Source organism: Enterococcus sp. C102(2024), from assembly GCF_040888205.1.
Taxonomy (GTDB): Bacteria; Bacillota; Bacilli; order Lactobacillales; family Enterococcaceae; genus Enterococcus; species Enterococcus faecalis.
The window spans coordinates 329,637-346,426 of sequence record NZ_JBFOHH010000002.1 but is presented as its reverse complement, the minus strand read 5'-3'; the positions used below and the strand labels follow the sequence as shown (position 1 = coordinate 346,426).

16 protein-coding genes are annotated in these 16,790 nt (G+C 38.0%); 14 read left to right on the top strand and 2 right to left on the bottom strand.

Translation table 11 applies throughout. The annotated features are described in order from the left end of the window. Positions 1-88 precede the first annotated feature (88 nt). Positions 89-2,119 (top strand): NAD-dependent DNA ligase LigA, encoded by a 2,031-nt coding sequence (gene ligA / locus AB3I34_RS06255; protein ID WP_002375948.1) that lies wholly within the window; start codon positions 89-91, stop codon positions 2,117-2,119. Here the strand turns inward: ligA and AB3I34_RS06250 are convergent. After that, a complete protein-coding gene (locus AB3I34_RS06250; protein ID WP_306291988.1) occupies positions 2,116-2,331 on the bottom strand; it encodes a hypothetical protein in 216 nt (71 codons plus the stop codon). The genes ligA and AB3I34_RS06250 overlap by 4 nt on opposite strands. Between AB3I34_RS06250 and AB3I34_RS06245 the strand changes: the two genes are divergently transcribed. The 8 genes from AB3I34_RS06245 to AB3I34_RS06210 all read left to right on the top strand — a co-directional run bounded on the left by AB3I34_RS06245 (position 2,291) and on the right by AB3I34_RS06210 (position 9,171). After that, positions 2,291-2,383 carry a putative holin-like toxin gene (locus tag AB3I34_RS06245; RefSeq protein ID WP_306291989.1) on the top strand — a complete coding sequence of 31 codons (93 nt, stop codon included), beginning with the start codon at positions 2,291-2,293 and terminating at the stop codon, positions 2,381-2,383. The genes AB3I34_RS06250 and AB3I34_RS06245 overlap by 41 nt on opposite strands. Before the next feature lie 317 nt (positions 2,384-2,700). Further along, positions 2,701-3,006 carry an Asp-tRNA(Asn)/Glu-tRNA(Gln) amidotransferase subunit GatC gene (gene gatC / locus AB3I34_RS06240; protein ID WP_002355569.1) on the top strand — a complete coding sequence of 102 codons (306 nt, stop codon included), beginning with the start codon at positions 2,701-2,703 and terminating at the stop codon, positions 3,004-3,006. After that, positions 3,006-4,475, top strand: coding sequence for an Asp-tRNA(Asn)/Glu-tRNA(Gln) amidotransferase subunit GatA (gene gatA / locus AB3I34_RS06235; RefSeq protein ID WP_002419989.1), 1,470 nt, complete (start codon positions 3,006-3,008; stop codon positions 4,473-4,475). Before gatC ends, gatA begins: the two co-directional genes overlap by 1 nt. Continuing rightward, positions 4,475-5,905, top strand: a complete 1,431-nt coding sequence (gene gatB / locus AB3I34_RS06230) for an Asp-tRNA(Asn)/Glu-tRNA(Gln) amidotransferase subunit GatB (RefSeq protein WP_002358703.1) — start codon at positions 4,475-4,477, stop codon at positions 5,903-5,905. The genes gatA and gatB overlap by 1 nt, the downstream gene beginning before the upstream one ends. An 18-nt stretch (positions 5,906-5,923) precedes the next feature. Then, on the top strand, positions 5,924-7,012 hold the full coding sequence (locus AB3I34_RS06225) for a diacylglycerol kinase (protein WP_002355572.1): 1,089 nt from the start codon (positions 5,924-5,926) through the stop codon (positions 7,010-7,012). Between the two features lie 199 nt (positions 7,013-7,211). Then, the gene (gene rlmD / locus AB3I34_RS06220) at positions 7,212-8,585 is read left to right on the top strand and encodes a 23S rRNA (uracil(1939)-C(5))-methyltransferase RlmD (protein ID WP_010712012.1); all 1,374 of its coding nucleotides are present in this window, start codon (positions 7,212-7,214) and stop codon (positions 8,583-8,585) included. Further along, complete coding sequence (locus tag AB3I34_RS06215) at positions 8,586-8,714, top strand: hypothetical protein (RefSeq protein WP_002355577.1); 129 nt, start codon at positions 8,586-8,588, stop codon at positions 8,712-8,714. Positions 8,715-8,853: 139 nt separating this feature from the next. Continuing rightward, the gene (locus AB3I34_RS06210; protein WP_002355583.1) at positions 8,854-9,171 is read left to right on the top strand and encodes a thioredoxin family protein; all 318 of its coding nucleotides are present in this window, start codon (positions 8,854-8,856) and stop codon (positions 9,169-9,171) included. A gap of 42 nt (positions 9,172-9,213) precedes the next feature. On the opposite strand, the gene AB3I34_RS06205 is transcribed toward AB3I34_RS06210, so the two are convergent. Next, a complete protein-coding gene (locus AB3I34_RS06205; RefSeq protein ID WP_002419993.1) occupies positions 9,214-10,059 on the bottom strand; it encodes a helix-turn-helix transcriptional regulator in 846 nt (281 codons plus the stop codon). A 398-nt stretch (positions 10,060-10,457) separates the two neighbouring features. On the opposite strand from AB3I34_RS06205, the gene ptcA reads away from it, so the two are divergent. The 5 genes from ptcA to AB3I34_RS06180 all read left to right on the top strand — a co-directional run bounded on the left by ptcA (position 10,458) and on the right by AB3I34_RS06180 (position 16,734). Beyond that, the gene (ptcA, locus tag AB3I34_RS06200) at positions 10,458-11,477 is read left to right on the top strand and encodes a putrescine carbamoyltransferase (RefSeq protein WP_002355587.1); all 1,020 of its coding nucleotides are present in this window, start codon (positions 10,458-10,460) and stop codon (positions 11,475-11,477) included. 66 nt (positions 11,478-11,543) lie between these two features. Further along, positions 11,544-12,920 (top strand): APC family permease, encoded by a 1,377-nt coding sequence (locus tag AB3I34_RS06195; RefSeq protein ID WP_002355588.1) that lies wholly within the window; start codon positions 11,544-11,546, stop codon positions 12,918-12,920. Next, entirely contained in the window at positions 12,913-14,010 is a 1,098-nt protein-coding gene (aguA, locus tag AB3I34_RS06190) for an agmatine deiminase (protein ID WP_010712013.1), read from the top strand. The genes AB3I34_RS06195 and aguA overlap by 8 nt, the downstream gene beginning before the upstream one ends. Positions 14,011-14,021: 11 nt before the next feature. After that, positions 14,022-14,951 (top strand): carbamate kinase, encoded by a 930-nt coding sequence (gene arcC, locus AB3I34_RS06185; protein ID WP_002375959.1) that lies wholly within the window; start codon positions 14,022-14,024, stop codon positions 14,949-14,951. Between the two features lie 196 nt (positions 14,952-15,147). Continuing rightward, complete coding sequence (locus AB3I34_RS06180; protein ID WP_010712014.1) at positions 15,148-16,734, top strand: amidase family protein; 1,587 nt, start codon at positions 15,148-15,150, stop codon at positions 16,732-16,734. Positions 16,735-16,790: the final 56 nt, after the last annotated feature.

Here is a 16,790-nt window from a genome sequence, read left to right as displayed (position 1 = left end):
ATTAGATAAATTCTTTTTATTTTCTATCTTAGTGTAAATGTGTTAAAAAGACGATAAGAGCATTACACTTATGAGGAGGAGTTCTACGATGGAACAACAACCATTAACATTAACGGCGGCGACAACTCGTGCGCAAGAATTAAGAAAACAACTCAATCAATATTCCCATGAATATTATGTCAAAGATCAACCATCCGTAGAAGATTATGTTTACGATCGTTTGTATAAAGAGTTAGTCGATATTGAAACGGAGTTTCCTGATTTAATCACGCCAGATTCGCCGACACAACGTGTAGGTGGCAAAGTTTTATCTGGTTTTGAAAAAGCTCCGCATGACATTCCAATGTATAGTTTAAATGATGGGTTTAGCAAGGAAGATATTTTTGCTTTTGATGAACGTGTTCGTAAGGCGATTGGTAAACCCGTTGCTTACTGTTGCGAGTTGAAAATTGATGGGTTAGCAATTTCATTACGTTATGAAAACGGGGTGTTTGTACGCGGAGCAACACGAGGCGATGGAACGGTTGGTGAAAACATTACAGAGAACTTACGAACGGTTCGCTCTGTACCGATGCGTTTAACGGAGCCCATTTCAGTGGAAGTTCGTGGCGAGTGCTACATGCCTAAACAATCCTTTGTCGCATTGAATGAAGAACGTGAAGAAAATGGCCAAGATATTTTTGCCAATCCTCGGAATGCAGCGGCGGGAAGCTTGCGCCAACTAGATACAAAAATTGTGGCGAAACGGAACTTAAATACGTTTTTATACACAGTTGCTGATTTTGGGCCAATGAAAGCGAAGACGCAGTTTGAGGCATTAGAAGAGCTTTCTGCAATTGGTTTTAGAACCAATCCCGAACGGCAATTATGTCAGTCAATCGATGAAGTTTGGGCCTACATTGAAGAATACCATGAAAAGCGGAGCACTTTGCCATACGAAATCGATGGAATTGTGATTAAAGTGAACGAATTTGCGTTACAAGATGAATTAGGTTTCACTGTCAAAGCACCTCGCTGGGCGATTGCCTACAAATTTCCACCAGAAGAAGCAGAGACAGTAGTGGAAGATATTGAATGGACAATTGGGCGCACGGGGGTAGTCACTCCTACTGCGGTCATGGCTCCTGTACGAGTAGCGGGAACCACGGTTAGTCGGGCAAGTTTGCATAATGCAGATTTTATTCAAATGAAAGATATCCGTTTAAATGATCATGTTATTATTTACAAAGCCGGCGATATTATCCCAGAGGTAGCGCAAGTCCTAGTTGAAAAACGTGCAGCCGATAGTCAGCCTTATGAAATGCCGACACATTGTCCGATTTGTCATAGTGAGTTGGTGCATTTAGATGAGGAAGTGGCGTTACGTTGTATTAATCCAAAATGCCCTGCGCAAATTAAAGAAGGGCTGAATCACTTTGTCTCACGAAACGCAATGAACATTGATGGCTTGGGGCCACGAGTGTTAGCACAAATGTATGACAAAGGATTAGTGAAAGACGTAGCGGATCTGTATTTCTTAACAGAAGAACAATTAATGACTTTGGATAAAATCAAAGAAAAATCAGCAAACAACATTTATACTGCCATTCAAGGGAGTAAAGAAAACTCTGTCGAACGTTTGATTTTTGGCTTAGGGATTCGCCATGTGGGGGCGAAAGCGGCGAAAATTTTAGCGGAGCATTTTGGTGATTTATCAACCTTAAGTCGAGCAACTGCGGAAGAAATTGTGGCTTTGGATTCAATTGGTGAAACAATCGCCGACAGCGTTGTGACGTATTTTGAAAATGAGGAAGTTCATGAATTAATGGCTGAACTGGAAAAAGCCCAAGTGAACTTGACATATAAAGGTCTCCGGACAGAGCAATTAGCAGAAGTGGAGTCACCTTTCAAAGACAAAACAGTTGTTTTAACAGGAAAATTAACGCAGTACACTCGCGAAGAAGCCAAAGAAAAAATTGAAAATCTTGGTGGAAAAGTTACAGGGAGTGTTTCGAAAAAAACTGACATTGTGGTTGCTGGCGAAGATGCTGGCAGTAAATTAACCAAAGCTGAAAGCTTAGGCGTGACCGTTTGGAATGAACAAGAAATGGTCGATGCGTTAGATGCAAGTCATTTTTAAGAAGACAAATTAACGTTGTCAGATTTTATGTAGTAATTTGATGGTATACTTATTTTAGTCATAAAAGTTATATGAACGAGGACTTTCTGAGTTGAGAAAGGAGGTTGATGCTTATGCGCAATTCTTCTTATCTTAATGAAAGGAGCAATATTTTTGTCCGTTGAAGCAGCGTTGGGACTGATGATTGGTTTTGCAACACTTGTTGTGACCATTATCTTCGGTATCTTAGCGCTTGTCTTAGACAACAAAAATAACCGTTCATAAGCTTTGAGGAGCTGAACGGTTAAGCGTTTGAAATAAAACCAATAACTCAGTAAGCCACCAGTTCTTATAACTGGTAGTGGCTATTAGAGAGGTATGTTCCTGCATATCTCTCTTTTCATTTTCATAATAACATATTTCCGTCATTTTTGCGAGCGACAAATTATCAATGAAATTCAAGGTTTCATCTAAAATATCCGACCATTTTATGGTAGAATGGGAACAGAGTGAACAGCTGTGCTAAGCTGTTTAAAGAAATACAATCCAATTGATTAATCTGAAAATGAAAATTTCAGTAAATGATAGAAAGAAGGGTATCTATGGCAATTACAGAAGAACAAGTCAAACATGTCGCTAAATTATCAAAATTATCTTTCTCCGAAGAAGAATTAGCGGACTTTACCAATCAACTAGATAAAATTATTGATATGGTGGAATTACTAGAAGAAGTAGATACAACCGGGGTTCCTTTTACTTCAAATGTGAATGAATCAATCAATGTTATGCGTGAAGACGTAGCGACACCAGGAATGGACCGTAAAGAATTAATGCGGAATGTTCCGGAATCAGAGAATGGTTACATTAAAGTGCCTGCAATTATGGATAACGGGGAGGCAGGAGCCTAATGGAAAAATTATACGACAAATCGTTAACAGAGTTACATGATTTATTGGTTTCAAAAGAAATCACTGCAGTTGATTTAACCGAAGAAACATTAAATCGTATTCAAGATACAGAAGAACAACTAGGTTCTTTTATTACAGTTAGTGAAGAAAAAGCAATGGCATTAGCCAAAGCGATTGACTTAAAAGGCATCACTGAAAGTAATCCATTAGCTGGGATTCCTATTGGGATTAAAGACAACATTGTCACAAAAGATATTTTAACAACAGCTGGCTCAAAAATGTTACACAATTTTGACCCAATTTATGATGCGACCGTGATGGATAAAGTCTATCAAGCAGATATGATTCCAGTCGGAAAATTGAACATGGATGAATTTGCCATGGGCGGAAGTACGGAAACGTCTTACTTTAAGAAAACAAAAAATGCTTGGGATCAAACGAAAGTCCCTGGTGGTTCTTCTGGTGGTTCAGCTTCTGCTGTCGCAGCCGGACAAGTCCCAGTTTCTTTAGGGAGCGATACAGGTGGCAGTATCCGCCAACCAGCCGCATTCAACGGTATTGTGGGCTTGAAACCAACATATGGACGTGTGTCTCGTTTTGGTTTGATTGCTTTTGCTTCAAGTTTAGACCAAATTGGTCCATTGACACGAAATGTTAAAGACAATGCCTTAGCTTTAAATGCAATTAGTGGTTATGACGAAAAAGACGGCACTTCTGCGGGCGTTTCTGTTCCTGATTTTACGGCAGATTTAACTGGCGACATCAAAGGCATGAAAATTGCTTTACCAAAAGAATACTTAGGTGAAGGGGTACAATCGGATGTTCGTGAAGCGGTATTAAAAGCAGCAGAAACATTTAAATCTTTAGGCGCAACGGTGGAAGAAGTTAGTTTGCCACATTCTAAATACGGCGTAGCGGTTTATTATATTATTGCCTCTTCAGAAGCAAGTTCAAACTTACAACGCTTTGATGGCATTCGTTACGGGTACCGTTCCGAAAATGTCCAAAATCTAGAAGATGTCTATGTTAATTCACGTTCTGAAGGTTTCGGAACAGAAGTTAAACGTCGGATTATGTTAGGAACATTCTCTTTAAGTGCTGGTTATTATGATGCGCACTTTAAAAAGGCTGGTCAAGTCCGTACACTAATCAAACAAGATTTTGAGAATGTCTTTGCGGATTATGACTTAATCATTGGCCCATCCACACCAACAGTTGCCTTTGGTCTAGGGGAAAACATCAATGATCCAATCACAATGTATATGAATGATATTTTAACCATTCCTGTCAACTTAGCAGGACTACCAGGCATGTCAATTCCAGCAGGATTCTCAGAAGGCTTGCCAGTTGGTTTACAAATTATCGGGAAACATTTTGACGAACATACAATGTACAAAGCAGCGTACGCCTTTGAACAAGCGACAGATTTCCATACGAAAAAACCAGTCATTTTAGGGGGGAACGATTAATGAACTTTGAAACTGTCATTGGATTAGAAGTCCACGTAGAATTAAAAACCAACTCTAAAATTTTCTCCTCTGCGCCAGCGCATTTCGGAGCAGAACCAAATAGCAACACAAATGTAGTTGACTGGAGTTACCCAGGTGTTTTACCTGTGATGAATAAAGGTGCTTTAGAATTTGGGATGAAAGCAGCTCTTGCTTTGAACTGTGAAATTTCAAAAGAAACTCATTTTGATCGTAAAAACTATTTCTACCCAGATAATCCTAAAGCGTATCAAATTTCTCAATTTGATCAACCAATCGGACATGATGGTTGGATTGAAATTGAAGTCGAAGGCAAAAAGAAAAAAATTCGCATTGAACGAGTGCATTTAGAAGAAGATGCTGGGAAAAATATTCACGGCACAGATGGCTATTCTTATGTAGACTTGAATCGTCAAGGCACGCCTTTAATTGAGATTGTTTCTGAAGCAGACATGCGTTCACCAGAAGAAGCCTATGCGTATTTAGAAGCGTTGCGTTCAATTATCCAATTTACAGAAGTTTCTGATGTGAAAATGGAAGAAGGTTCTATGCGTTGTGATGCCAATATTTCTTTACGTCCGTATGGTCAAGAAGAATTTGGTACTAAAGCGGAATTAAAGAACTTGAACTCCATGAACTTTGTAAAAAAAGGTTTAGCTTATGAAGAAAAACGCCAAGCCAAAGTCCTATTATCTGGTGGCGAAATTCAACAAGAAACACGCCGCTTTGATGAAGCAACTAGTACAACGTTGCTTATGCGTGTTAAAGAAGGCTCAAGTGACTACCGTTACTTCCCAGAGCCAGATGTTCCTCGTTTTTCAATTGATGATGAATGGATTGAAAAAGTTCGCGCTAGTTTGCCAGAAATGCCAGCCTCACGTCGTGCCCGTTATATCAGTGAATTAGGGTTACCTGAATACGACGCAATGGTCTTGACTTTAACGAAAGAAATGTCAGATTTCTTTGAAGCAACTTTAGCAAACGGTGCAGATGCGAAACAAGCATCAAACTGGTTAATGGGCGAAGTTTCTGCTTACTTAAACAGTGAAAAAGTTGAATTAGCCGATACTAAACTAACACCAGAAAATCTAGCGGGTATGATTACTTTGATTAACGATGGCACAATCAGCTCGAAAATTGCGAAGAAAGTGTTCAAAGAGTTAATTGAAAACGGTGGAGATGCTAAAGAAGTTGTCGAAGCAAAAGGCCTTGTTCAATTATCTGATCCAGCGCAATTATTACCAATGATTAACGAAGTTTTAGACAACAACCAACAATCAATTGATGACTTTAAAAACGGAAAAGACCGTGCAGTTGGTTTCCTTGTTGGACAAATTATGAAAGCAACTCGTGGACAAGCAAACCCAGGTGTGGTTAACAAGTTATTGCAAGAAGAGCTTTCAAAACGATAAGAAAGTAGCAGGCAAACCATGAAAAAAGCTAGAGTGATTTATAATCCAACGTCAGGAAAAGAGTTAATCAAAAAGAACTTAGCCGATATTTTATCTATTTTAGAAGAATGTGGTTATGAAGCCAGTGCATTTGCGACCACACCAGAAGAAAATTCAGCACGCAATGAAGCACATCGTGCTGCGCGTGCAGGATTTGATTTACTAGTAGCAGCAGGTGGAGATGGGACCATTAATGAAGTCGTGAATGGGATTGCTCCGTTGAAGCGGCGCCCTAAAATGGCCATTATTCCTGCTGGAACGACGAATGACTATGCACGGGCATTGAAGATTCCTCGTGATAATATCGTTAAGGCAGCAGAAGTGATTAAAAAAAATCAGACTGTCAAAATGGATATTGGCCAAGCTGGCAAAAATTACTTTATCAATATTGCGGCTGGTGGTCATTTAACGGAACTGACTTATGAAGTTCCATCAGAGTTGAAAAGTATTTTTGGTTATTTAGCGTACTTAGCCAAAGGAGCCGAAATGTTGCCGCGAGTGAAGCCGATTAAAATGCGCATGACGTATGATGAAGGTGTGTACGAAGGCAATGCATCAATGTTTTTCCTAGGGCTGACTAACTCGGTGGGTGGTTTCGAGCAAATCGTACCAGACGCTAAATTAGATGATGGTAAGTTTTCATTAATCATTGTAAAAACAGCCAATATTTTTGAGATTCTTCATTTAGTTGCGTTAATGTTAAATGGTGGAAAGCATGTTGAAGATCATCGACTAATCTATACAAAGACCAGCTATTTACATGCAGAAACGTTAGAAAAGAACAATAAAATGATGATTAATTTAGATGGTGAATATGGAGGCGATGCTCCAATGACCTTTAAAAATATGCATCAACACATTGAAATTTTTGCAAATGGTGATGCACTGCCGTCCAATGCAATTATGGGTTCTGTCTTAACTGGTAGCGATGAGATTGTCGTAGAATCAGAAGACGAAGAGGAAGAAGCATATAACGAAGCCAGCAAAGAATTTGTCAAAGAAGTTGAACGACTAACAGACGAAGATATTGATGGCGATGGAAAGATTGCCGAAAAAGAAAAGCACTAGGTAGTCCGTGAATAGCTAATGAAAGATTTAGTTGATAAGATCTTTCATTGGCTATTTTTTGACTAAAGGAAAGGATCTCATTCTTTTATTTACCTAAAAAGCTCAAACGAAATTGCTAAATCGCCATGAAAATTCGTTGTTGCTTTTCTTAGGTATTTTCATTAGAATGAGTGAAGTGTATAAAAAGAAGGAGCGACTTATGAAAAATTATCCAGTAAAGAAAAATGACGTCATTGAAGTAGAAATCATTGACTTGACGCATGAAGGTTTAGGCGTGGCAAAAGTGGACCATTATCCATTGTTTATTGAAAATGCCTTACCAGGTGAAAAACTTGAAATCAAAGTCTTAAAAACAGGCAAAAGTTTTGGTTATGGGAAAGTATTGACTGTCCTAAAAAGCAGTGAACAGCGTGTTCCCGTGAAAGATGAAAACTTTACAAAAGTAGGGATTAGTCCGTTGCAACATTTAGCGTACGGCGCCCAACTATCATTTAAAACGCAACAAGTCGAAAATGTTATGCAACGTGTTGCTAAATTACCAGAAGTCCCTGTTTTACCAACAATTGGGATGAACGATCCGTGGCATTACCGGAACAAAGCACAAATTCCCGTGCGTAAAATTGACAACCAACTACAAACAGGTTTTTTCCGGAAAAATAGCCATGATTTAATTCCGATGGAACATTTCTATATTCAAGACCCAGAAATTGATACAGCAATTGTTAAAATCCGTGACATTATGCGTAAATATAGCGTAAAACCTTATAACGAATCTGATAATACAGGGAACTTACGCCATATTGTCGTTCGTCGTGGCTACCATACTGGGGAGATGATGGTTGTTCTAATTACGAGAACACCGAAATTATTCCCAATTAGTAAAATTGTGCCAGATATTTTGGAAGCTATTCCGGAAGTAGTCAGCATTGTACAAAATGTAAATCCAAAACGAACCAATGTCATTTTTGGCGACGAAACCATCTTATTACATGGGTCTGAAAAAATTACAGATACTATTTTTGATTTGAAATTTGAAATTTCCGCGCGTTCATTTTATCAAGTAAATCCACAACAAACAGAAGTGATGTATCAAAAAGTCAAAGAGTATGCGGCTTTAACAGGCAATGAAATTGTGGTGGATGCCTATTGTGGGATTGGGACGATTGGCTTAACTTTAGCCCAAGATGCAAAGCAAGTTTACGGTATTGAAGTAATTGAAGAAGCGGTCAAAGATGCAGAAAATAATGCTAAATTAAACAACATTGAGAATGCCACTTTCACGGCTGGTTTAGCGGAAGAATTATTGCCAAAATTAGTTGAAAATGGCTTGCAACCAGATGTTGTGGTGGTGGATCCACCACGGAAAGGGTTAGACGGTCAATTAGTAAACACATTAATTGAAACGCAACCTGAACGAATTGTTTATGTCAGCTGTAATCCAGCCACACTCGCTCGCGACATTGCATTATTAACAGAAGGTGGCTATGAAGCAAAAGAAATTCAACCAGTGGATAATTTCCCACAAACGACCCACATTGAATCTGTCACGTTATTAACAAAGGCGGTGGATTAAATGAATGAAAAAGAAAAAATGTTAGAATTAATTAAAAAGAAACAAGGTGGTGGCCGTTCTAAAAAAATGGAAACTCCCAAAAATGATCGTAAAAACATGCGCAAAGGGCCTAAAATTTTTAATAAATAAGCGGTTATCAGTAAAAAGTTGTCTCCCATTAATGAAATGGGGGGCAACTTTTTTGTTAAAGCATTCCTAGCCAAACAAATAAGTTGTTATTTTGCTAGTAAATCTGTTATTTTAGACAAAAGACAAGGAGGGCTATTCAGTGGAATATGTAACAACATTAGAAGAATTAGAAGAAAAAATTACAGACAATCGTCTACAAGCCGTCTTTTTGACAGCAAAAAATTGTAGTGTTTGTACAGTTGATAAACCGATTGTCGAAAAAATTGCAACAAAATATGAATTTCCTACATACATTGCAGAAGCTGATAAAAGTCCAGAAATAATTGGACAATTAAATGCTTTTTCTGCACCGACCATTATCTTATACTATGAAGGAAAAGAAATTCATCGCCAAGCTAAAATTATTAACTTTCAAGAAATTGAAAAGCGAGTTCGACAAGTACAAGAAAATAGTTAATCAAAAAGGAAGCCACCGATCACGGAGAGGCTTCCTTTTTGATTATCTCGCTAAATGTTCAGTTTGTTGTTGAGAAAAAAGTTGATAACTGACAAAAACTTCTGCTCTTTTGTTTACTTCTAATTTAACGAAAATATTGTGGATATGTGTTTTTACTGTCCCGATTGATAGGAATAGTTCGTTGGCTATATCTTGATTTGTTTTGCACTCTAAAAGTAACGAAAGCACTTCTCTTTCTCGCTGCGTTAATTGATAGGCATCACAAAAAGGCGCCAAAAGTACGGGTTCATCTGATTGATTTTCTTCCAATTTAGCAGCGTCTTTTTCAAGAACCGACAGAGGAAAATCACGATTACAGAAGTAGATAATGGCGATGGAGAGAATGATTGTATAAATATCTTCAGAAACGTTTCGGTTGTTAATTTTAAAGACAATATCAGAATATTGGTCAATGTTAAAAATAACGAAGGTATCTTCCAAAAGAATCGCCACACCGAAACCAATGCTTAGCCAACCAATAAAACGAAGATATTTTTTCGCAAGGGCTGATAAAGGATCTATTCGTAATTGATAGAGCGCATAGAAACCAAGGTAAATTAAAAATAGCTGATTGGGTAAATAGTACAACCAAACTTTTAAGGCGGAATTTTGTGAAAATGGAATAGCTAGCATCCATAAACCAATTAAAAATAACCAGACAAATTGATAATTTTTAAAAGGACGACCACTAATAGTATTGATAATAGCCAGATAGGCAAAATTACAACAAATAAAAATGATGGTCTTTAAAAAAGGTGCGGTCATAAAAGTCTGATTATATTCGGTTGCAAACGAATTAATGAACTCAGTCATATAAACAATCACATTGTCACAAATAAAAATAACCATTAAAAAGAGAAGCAATAAAAAAATAGGTTGTTTATTTTTCAAGTAAAGATTTAAGGTAAAGGTTGAAGTAAACGAATATAAAATAATCAACAAGATGTTATAAATAAAAACAAATGTCACGATTGGAAACCCCTTTCATCTTTTATTTTAAGTGAATGATTTTTCAAAATAATTATACCATTTTCAAATCTATGATTGGTCAGAAATTAGAGAGAAATCCGCCTAAACTTTTATAAACCCCTGGTGTACCAATGGTTTATAACCATAAATAAACTTTTTTTAATGAAAAATCACGCCAAAAAAGAAAGCGTTTTCTAACTTTTGGCGGATAGTAAACTCTTCGCTAAACTTGGTAAAGTCGATGTGTAAACAAAAACAACTTTTAGGAGGAACACATCATGAAAAGAGATTACGTTACAACAGAAACATATACGAAAGAGGAAATGCACTACTTAGTCGATTTATCATTAAAAATTAAAGAAGCGATTAAAAATGGGTATTATCCGCAACTGTTAAAAAACAAATCTTTAGGAATGATTTTCCAACAATCTTCAACTCGAACACGAGTATCTTTTGAAACTGCAATGGAACAATTAGGTGGACATGGCGAATATTTAGCACCTGGTCAAATTCAATTAGGGGGACATGAAACGATTGAAGATACCAGCCGTGTATTGTCACGTTTAGTAGATATTTTGATGGCTCGTGTGGAACGTCACCATAGTATTGTTGATTTAGCGAATTGTGCTACCATCCCAGTCATTAACGGTATGTCTGATTACAATCATCCAACCCAAGAATTAGGTGATTTGTGTACCATGGTTGAGCATTTACCAGAAGGCAAAAAATTAGAAGATTGTAAAGTTGTCTTTGTCGGAGATGCAACACAAGTTTGTTTTTCTTTAGGATTAATCACAACAAAAATGGGCATGAATTTTGTTCACTTCGGTCCAGAAGGTTTCCAATTAAATGAAGAGCATCAAGCGAAATTAGCAAAAAATTGTGAAGTTTCAGGCGGTAGCTTTTTGGTCACAGATGATGCAAGTTCTGTTGAAGGCGCTGATTTCTTGTACACGGATGTTTGGTATGGCTTGTACGAAGCGGAATTATCTGAAGAAGAACGTATGAAGGTTTTCTATCCAAAATATCAAGTGAATCAAGAAATGATGGATCGGGCAGGAGCCAATTGTAAATTCATGCACTGTTTACCAGCAACACGTGGGGAAGAAGTAACTGATGAAGTGATTGACGGTAAAAATTCTATTTGTTTCGATGAAGCAGAAAACCGTTTAACATCTATTCGTGGCTTATTAGTATATCTTATGAATGATTATGAAGCAAAAAATCCTTATGATTTAATCAAGCAAGCAGAAGCGAAAAAAGAACTAGAAGTTTTCTTAGACACTCAAAGCATTTAACGGCCAACTGTCCACTGATTGAAAAAATGAATCAGTGGACAGTTTATAAAGAGAGGAAGAGTCTTCATGGAGGGGAAAAAGAAATTTAGTTTAACGAGTGCCATTTTATCAGTCATCTGTGTGGTTTTCGTTGCTGAAGCAGCGGCGCCTGTTGCTGCAATTGGTAATTCTCAGTTTTTTTGGTGGATTTTCTTATTAATTGCATTCCTATTGCCATATGGGTTAATTTCATCAGAATTAGGAACAACTTATATTGGTGAAGGGGGCATCTATGATTGGGTGACCAAAGCATATGGTCATCGTTGGGGTGCCAGAGTTTCTTGGTATTATTGGATTAATTATCCATTGTGGCTAGCTTCATTAGCCGTTATGACGCCAGAACTATTAACGACAATTACAGGTATTAAGTTTTCAACACCGATGATGATTATTGTTGAATTAATTTTTACTTGGATTGTGGTTTGGATTAGTTTTTATCCAGTCAGCGACAGTATCTGGATTCTAAATGGAGCTGCCGTAATCAAGATGGTTTTAGCTGTCTTAATTGGTGGACTAGGATTGTATGTAGCCTTGACGAAAGGTGTTGCCAACGAATTTACCTTGAAATCAATGCTACCAACGTTTGACTTAAGGAGTTTATCTTTTATTTCTGTAATCATTTTTAATTTGTTAGGGTTTGAAGTCATCTGTACGTTTGCAGATGATATGGAAAATCCTAAGAAGCAAATTCCACAAGCTATTGTAGCAGCGGGGTTAGTCATTGCGGCCATTTATATTTTTTCAGCCTTTGGAATTGGGGTAGCGATTCCCACCGATCAAATTAGTACCGGCAGTGGTATGATGGATAGCTTTAAACTATTGACAGGCTCGACAGAAGGTTGGTTCATTATGTTGATGGCTTTCCTATTCCTTCTTACGTTGTTCGGCAACATGATTTCTTGGTCATTAGGAGTCAATAATACAGCTTGTTATGCTGCTGAAAATGGTGACATGCCTAAATTTTTTGAAAAACGTAGTAAGAAAAATGACATGCCAATTGGGGCTGCTTTGATGAATGGCATTGTGGCATCGGTGGTCATTGTATTAGCACCAATTTTACCTAATCAAGATTTATTCTGGGCCTTTTTCTCCTTGAATGTCGTCCTATTCTTGTTATCGTATATCCCAGTTTTCCCAGCTTTTTATAAGCTTAGAAAAATTGATCCCGATACACCACGTCCGTTTAAAGTTAACGGAAAACCAGGATTTTTAAAAGTTTTAGTGGTTTTGCCAATGATTATGATTATTATTTCACTGATTTTCACAGCAGTACCTTTAGATTTTAGTCCCGCAGCATTAAATGAAAAATTACCAATCACAATTGGGGCAATCATTTTTATTCTGTTTGGTGAAGTAATTATTTACGTGAAAAAAATTAAGAAGGGAACGAAAGAAAATGGCTAAACGAATTGTAGGAAGTACCCCTAAACAAGATGGCTTTAGAATGCCAGGAGAATTTGAACCACAAGAGAAAGTTTGGATGATTTGGCCAGAAAGACCGGATAATTGGCGCGATGGTGGTAAACCTGTCCAAGAAGCTTTTACTAATGTGGCCAAAGCAATTAGTCAATTTACACCGATGAATGTGGTGGTTTCTCAACAACAATTTCAAAATTGCCGTCGCCAATTGCCGCCAGAAATTACGGTTTACGAAATGTCAAACAATGATGCGTGGGTCCGTGATTGTGGACCATCATTTGTCATTAACGACCATGGAGAAATCCGTGGTGTGGATTGGACATTCAATGCTTGGGGGGGATTAGTAGATGGTTTATATTTCCCTTGGGACCAAGACGATTTGGTTGCACAAAAAATTTGTGAAATTGAGCATATAGATTCTTATCGTACAGATGATTTTGTTTTAGAAGGTGGTTCTTTCCACGTAGATGGTCAAGGAACAGTCTTGACTACAGAAATGTGCTTATTAAGTGAAGGTCGAAATCCACAACTTTCAAAAGAAGCAATCGAACAAAAATTATGCGACTATTTAAATGTTGAAAAAGTTCTTTGGCTAGGTGATGGAATTGACCCAGAAGAAACCAATGGTCACGTAGATGATGTAGCTTGTTTTATTGCACCTGGTGAAGTGGCTTGTATTTACACCGAAGATCAAAATAGCCCATTTTATGAAGCGGCACAAGATGCGTATCAACGTTTGCTTAAAATGACTGATGCTAAAGGACGCCAATTAAAAGTCCACAAATTATGCTGTCCTGTCAAAAATGTAACCATTAAAGGCTCCTTCAAAATTGATTTCGTGGAAGGAACCATGCCACGAGAAGATGGCGATATTTGTATCGCATCCTATATGAACTTTTTAATTACAAATGATGGCGTGATTGTGCCACAGTATGGTGATGAAAATGATCGTTTGGCTTTAGAGCAAGTTCAAACGATGTTCCCAGATAAAAAAATTGTCGGCGTTAATACGGTAGAAGTTGTTTATGGGGGCGGCAATATTCACTGTATCACACAACAAGAACCAAAGCGCTAGGAGGGAAACAGATGTCAAAAATAGTGATTGCATTAGGTGGAAATGCGTTAGGAAATTCTTCGAAAGAACAATTGGCAAAAGCACAAACCGCTGCAAAATCCATTGTTGATTTAATTGAACAAGGCCATCAAGTGGTGATTGCTCATGGCAACGGGCCACAAGTTGGCAAAATTCGCTTAGCTTTTGAGGAAACGAGTCAATCTCCAGAAGATGTCGTGCCATTTCCTGAATGCACAGCAATGAGCCAAGGCTATATTGGCTATCATTTACAACAAGCAATCGATGAGGAACTAGTAGCCAGAAATTTAGGGGAACAACCAGTTGTTACGTTAATTACACAAGTCGTGGTGAATCCAAAAGATCCAGCGTTTACAAAACCAACAAAACCAATTGGTGGTTATTATGACGAAGAAACAGCCAAACAGTTGATGGCGGAAACTGGGAACGTCTATCAAGAAGATGCGGGTCGAGGCTGGCGACGGGTAGTTCCTTCGCCAAAACCAGTTGATATTTACGAAAAAGTTAGCTTGCGAACACTTGTTGATGCAGGACAGATCGTAATTGCTTGTGGTGGTGGCGGGGTTCCTATTGCCTATGATGGTCCAGTCTATCATGGTGTAGATGCAGTCATTGATAAAGACTTTGCGGCAGCAAAAATGGCTGAACTCATTGAAGCAGATGTTTTTGTGGTATTAACTGCAGTAGAACATGTTTTTGTTAACTTTGGTCAAGCAAATCAACAAGCTTTGACCGATGTTACGGTTACGGCAATGCAACAATATATAGAAGAAAATCAATTCGCGCCAGGTAGTATGTTACCCAAGGTGGAAGCGGCCATCAGTTTTGCAGAAAGTAAACCAAACCGCCAGGCGATTATCGGGCTTTTAGAATTAGCTTCGGAAGCAATCAAAGGAGAAAGTGGTACACGAATTACACAATAAATTCTCAATATTTAACTTTCACAAAAGACTAAAACAAACGCATTTAGCGGACTATCTTAATCGTTAGAGAGTAGGACATCGGTCGTTTTGACGGATGTCCTACTCTTTATTTTGTCTTTTTAACGAACAAAACTGTTAGTTGTCATGCAAAAATAAACATAGTAAGATAATCTTTAAATGGTATAGGAGGATAAAAATGTCTAAATTTTTAAAAGTAATCGGAATAATTGCTGTTTTGTTAGTCATAATAGGCGCTGCAGCGTATTGGTTTATACTCAAAAAGTTCACTCCTGAGGCAGAAACCCCAGCAATGTACAATCAAGAGAGAATCGTTAAAACGATTGAAGACCAATTAAAAGAAACAGATGTACAAAAAGCTCGGACCAAAGCACCGTTGATTATTGAAAAAAATATCACTGAATTACAGCAAGCGATTGCCGACGGAACATTGACCTATGAAGAACTTACGGCGTTTTATTTGGACCGTATTTTACAGTTCGATCAAATAGATAATGGCATGAACAGCATCTCTGAAATCAATCCGCAAGCAATTAAGGAAGCAAAGGCATTTGATCAGCAAGCCTCTCAAACACCGAAGAAGCCTTTGTATGGTATTCCTGTGACTTTGAAAGAAAATATAAATACGACCAACATGATTTCGAGTGCAGGAGCTTATGCTTTACGCACGTTCAAGCCTAAGGAAGATGCGGAAGTAGTTAAGAAGTTAACAGAGGCGCAAACTTTGATTTTAGGAAAAGTAAACTTATCTGAACTAGCGAATTATATGTCAATGAAAGCACCAAGTGGCTATAGTTCCAAACATGGACAAACACTTAATCCTTATGGGCCGCTCAAAATAACACCTTCAGGTTCAAGTTCTGGGAGTGCGGCTAGTGTGACGATGAATATCGGCGCCTTCTCTTTAGGCACTGAGACGATGGGATCGATTGTTTCCCCCGCTTCTCATCAATCAGTGGTTGGTTTTAAACCGACCCACAGTTCAGTAAGTGGCGAAGGTGTTTTGCCATTGGCACCGTCATTAGATACAGTTGGCCCGATTGCCCGAAGTGTCGTTGATGCTGCACAAGGCTATAATGCATTTAAGAAAGACACGGTTCCGAGCATTGATTCAACGAAATTTACTAAAAATAACTTACAAGGCCAACGCATTGGGTTGCTAGAAATGCCAAGTGCTGAAGAAGAATTTGCGACTGCTAAAAAGGCCCTCCAAAAAGCAGGAGCAGAAGTTATTCCGGTAACACCAGATATGGAAGGGATTGATGGCGGGGCAGTTATTTCCAATGAATTTAAGTTTGCATTGGAAAAATTTGCGAAACGTTATGATTTACCATTTAAAACACTGGAGGAATTAATTGCGTATAATCAACAAGATAAAAAGGTTCGTGCCAAGTATGGGCAAGATTTATTAGAAGCAGATGTTAAAAAGAAACAACCAGATAAAGAAGTCATTCAAGCAACCATTAAAAAAGCACAGCAAACGTTTGATGCGTTGCTGAAAAAACAACAATTAGACGGATATGCCTTTATTGATTCTGAAGGTACGGGTTTAAGTGCCGTGGCAGGATATCCTGAATTGACGGTTCCTTTGGCTAAAAACAGTGAAGGACAACCTTATGGGCTGACTTTTACACAAACTGCCAATAAAGAGCAAACGTTATTTGAGCAAGCTTACAGCTTTGAACAAAGTACCAAAGGACGGATAGTACTTTCAGACCACGAGCTGTTGACAAACAGTAAAAAAATAAGTAGAGATGAGCAGTAAAGGAAACTAGGGATGGCGAAACATCCATATCAAACCTAATAAAAATAATCGACCTA

Bases quoted from the DNA above. Each gene is read 5' to 3' on its own strand.
- gatC (WP_002355569.1), top strand. From the start codon at position 2,701: ATGGCAATTACAGAAGAACAAGTCAAACATGTCGCTAAATTATCAAAA.
- arcC (WP_002375959.1), top strand. From the start codon at position 14,022: ATGTCAAAAATAGTGATTGCATTAGGTGGAAATGCGTTAGGAAATTCT.
- AB3I34_RS06215 (WP_002355577.1), top strand. From the start codon at position 8,586: ATGAATGAAAAAGAAAAAATGTTAGAATTAATTAAAAAGAAACAAGGT.
- AB3I34_RS06205 (WP_002419993.1), bottom strand. From the start codon at position 10,059: ATGGTTATTTTTATTTGTGACAATGTGATTGTTTATATGACTGAGTTC.
- ptcA (WP_002355587.1), top strand. From the start codon at position 10,458: ATGAAAAGAGATTACGTTACAACAGAAACATATACGAAAGAGGAAATG.
- AB3I34_RS06180 (WP_010712014.1), top strand. From the start codon at position 15,148: ATGTCTAAATTTTTAAAAGTAATCGGAATAATTGCTGTTTTGTTAGTC.
- gatA (WP_002419989.1), top strand. From the start codon at position 3,006: ATGGAAAAATTATACGACAAATCGTTAACAGAGTTACATGATTTATTG.
- AB3I34_RS06195 (WP_002355588.1), top strand. From the start codon at position 11,544: ATGGAGGGGAAAAAGAAATTTAGTTTAACGAGTGCCATTTTATCAGTC.
- rlmD (WP_010712012.1), top strand. From the start codon at position 7,212: ATGAAAAATTATCCAGTAAAGAAAAATGACGTCATTGAAGTAGAAATC.
- aguA (WP_010712013.1), top strand. From the start codon at position 12,913: ATGGCTAAACGAATTGTAGGAAGTACCCCTAAACAAGATGGCTTTAGA.
- ligA (WP_002375948.1), top strand. From the start codon at position 89: ATGGAACAACAACCATTAACATTAACGGCGGCGACAACTCGTGCGCAA.
- AB3I34_RS06225 (WP_002355572.1), top strand. From the start codon at position 5,924: ATGAAAAAAGCTAGAGTGATTTATAATCCAACGTCAGGAAAAGAGTTA.
- AB3I34_RS06250 (WP_306291988.1), bottom strand. From the start codon at position 2,331: ATGGTCACAACAAGTGTTGCAAAACCAATCATCAGTCCCAACGCTGCT.
- gatB (WP_002358703.1), top strand. From the start codon at position 4,475: ATGAACTTTGAAACTGTCATTGGATTAGAAGTCCACGTAGAATTAAAA.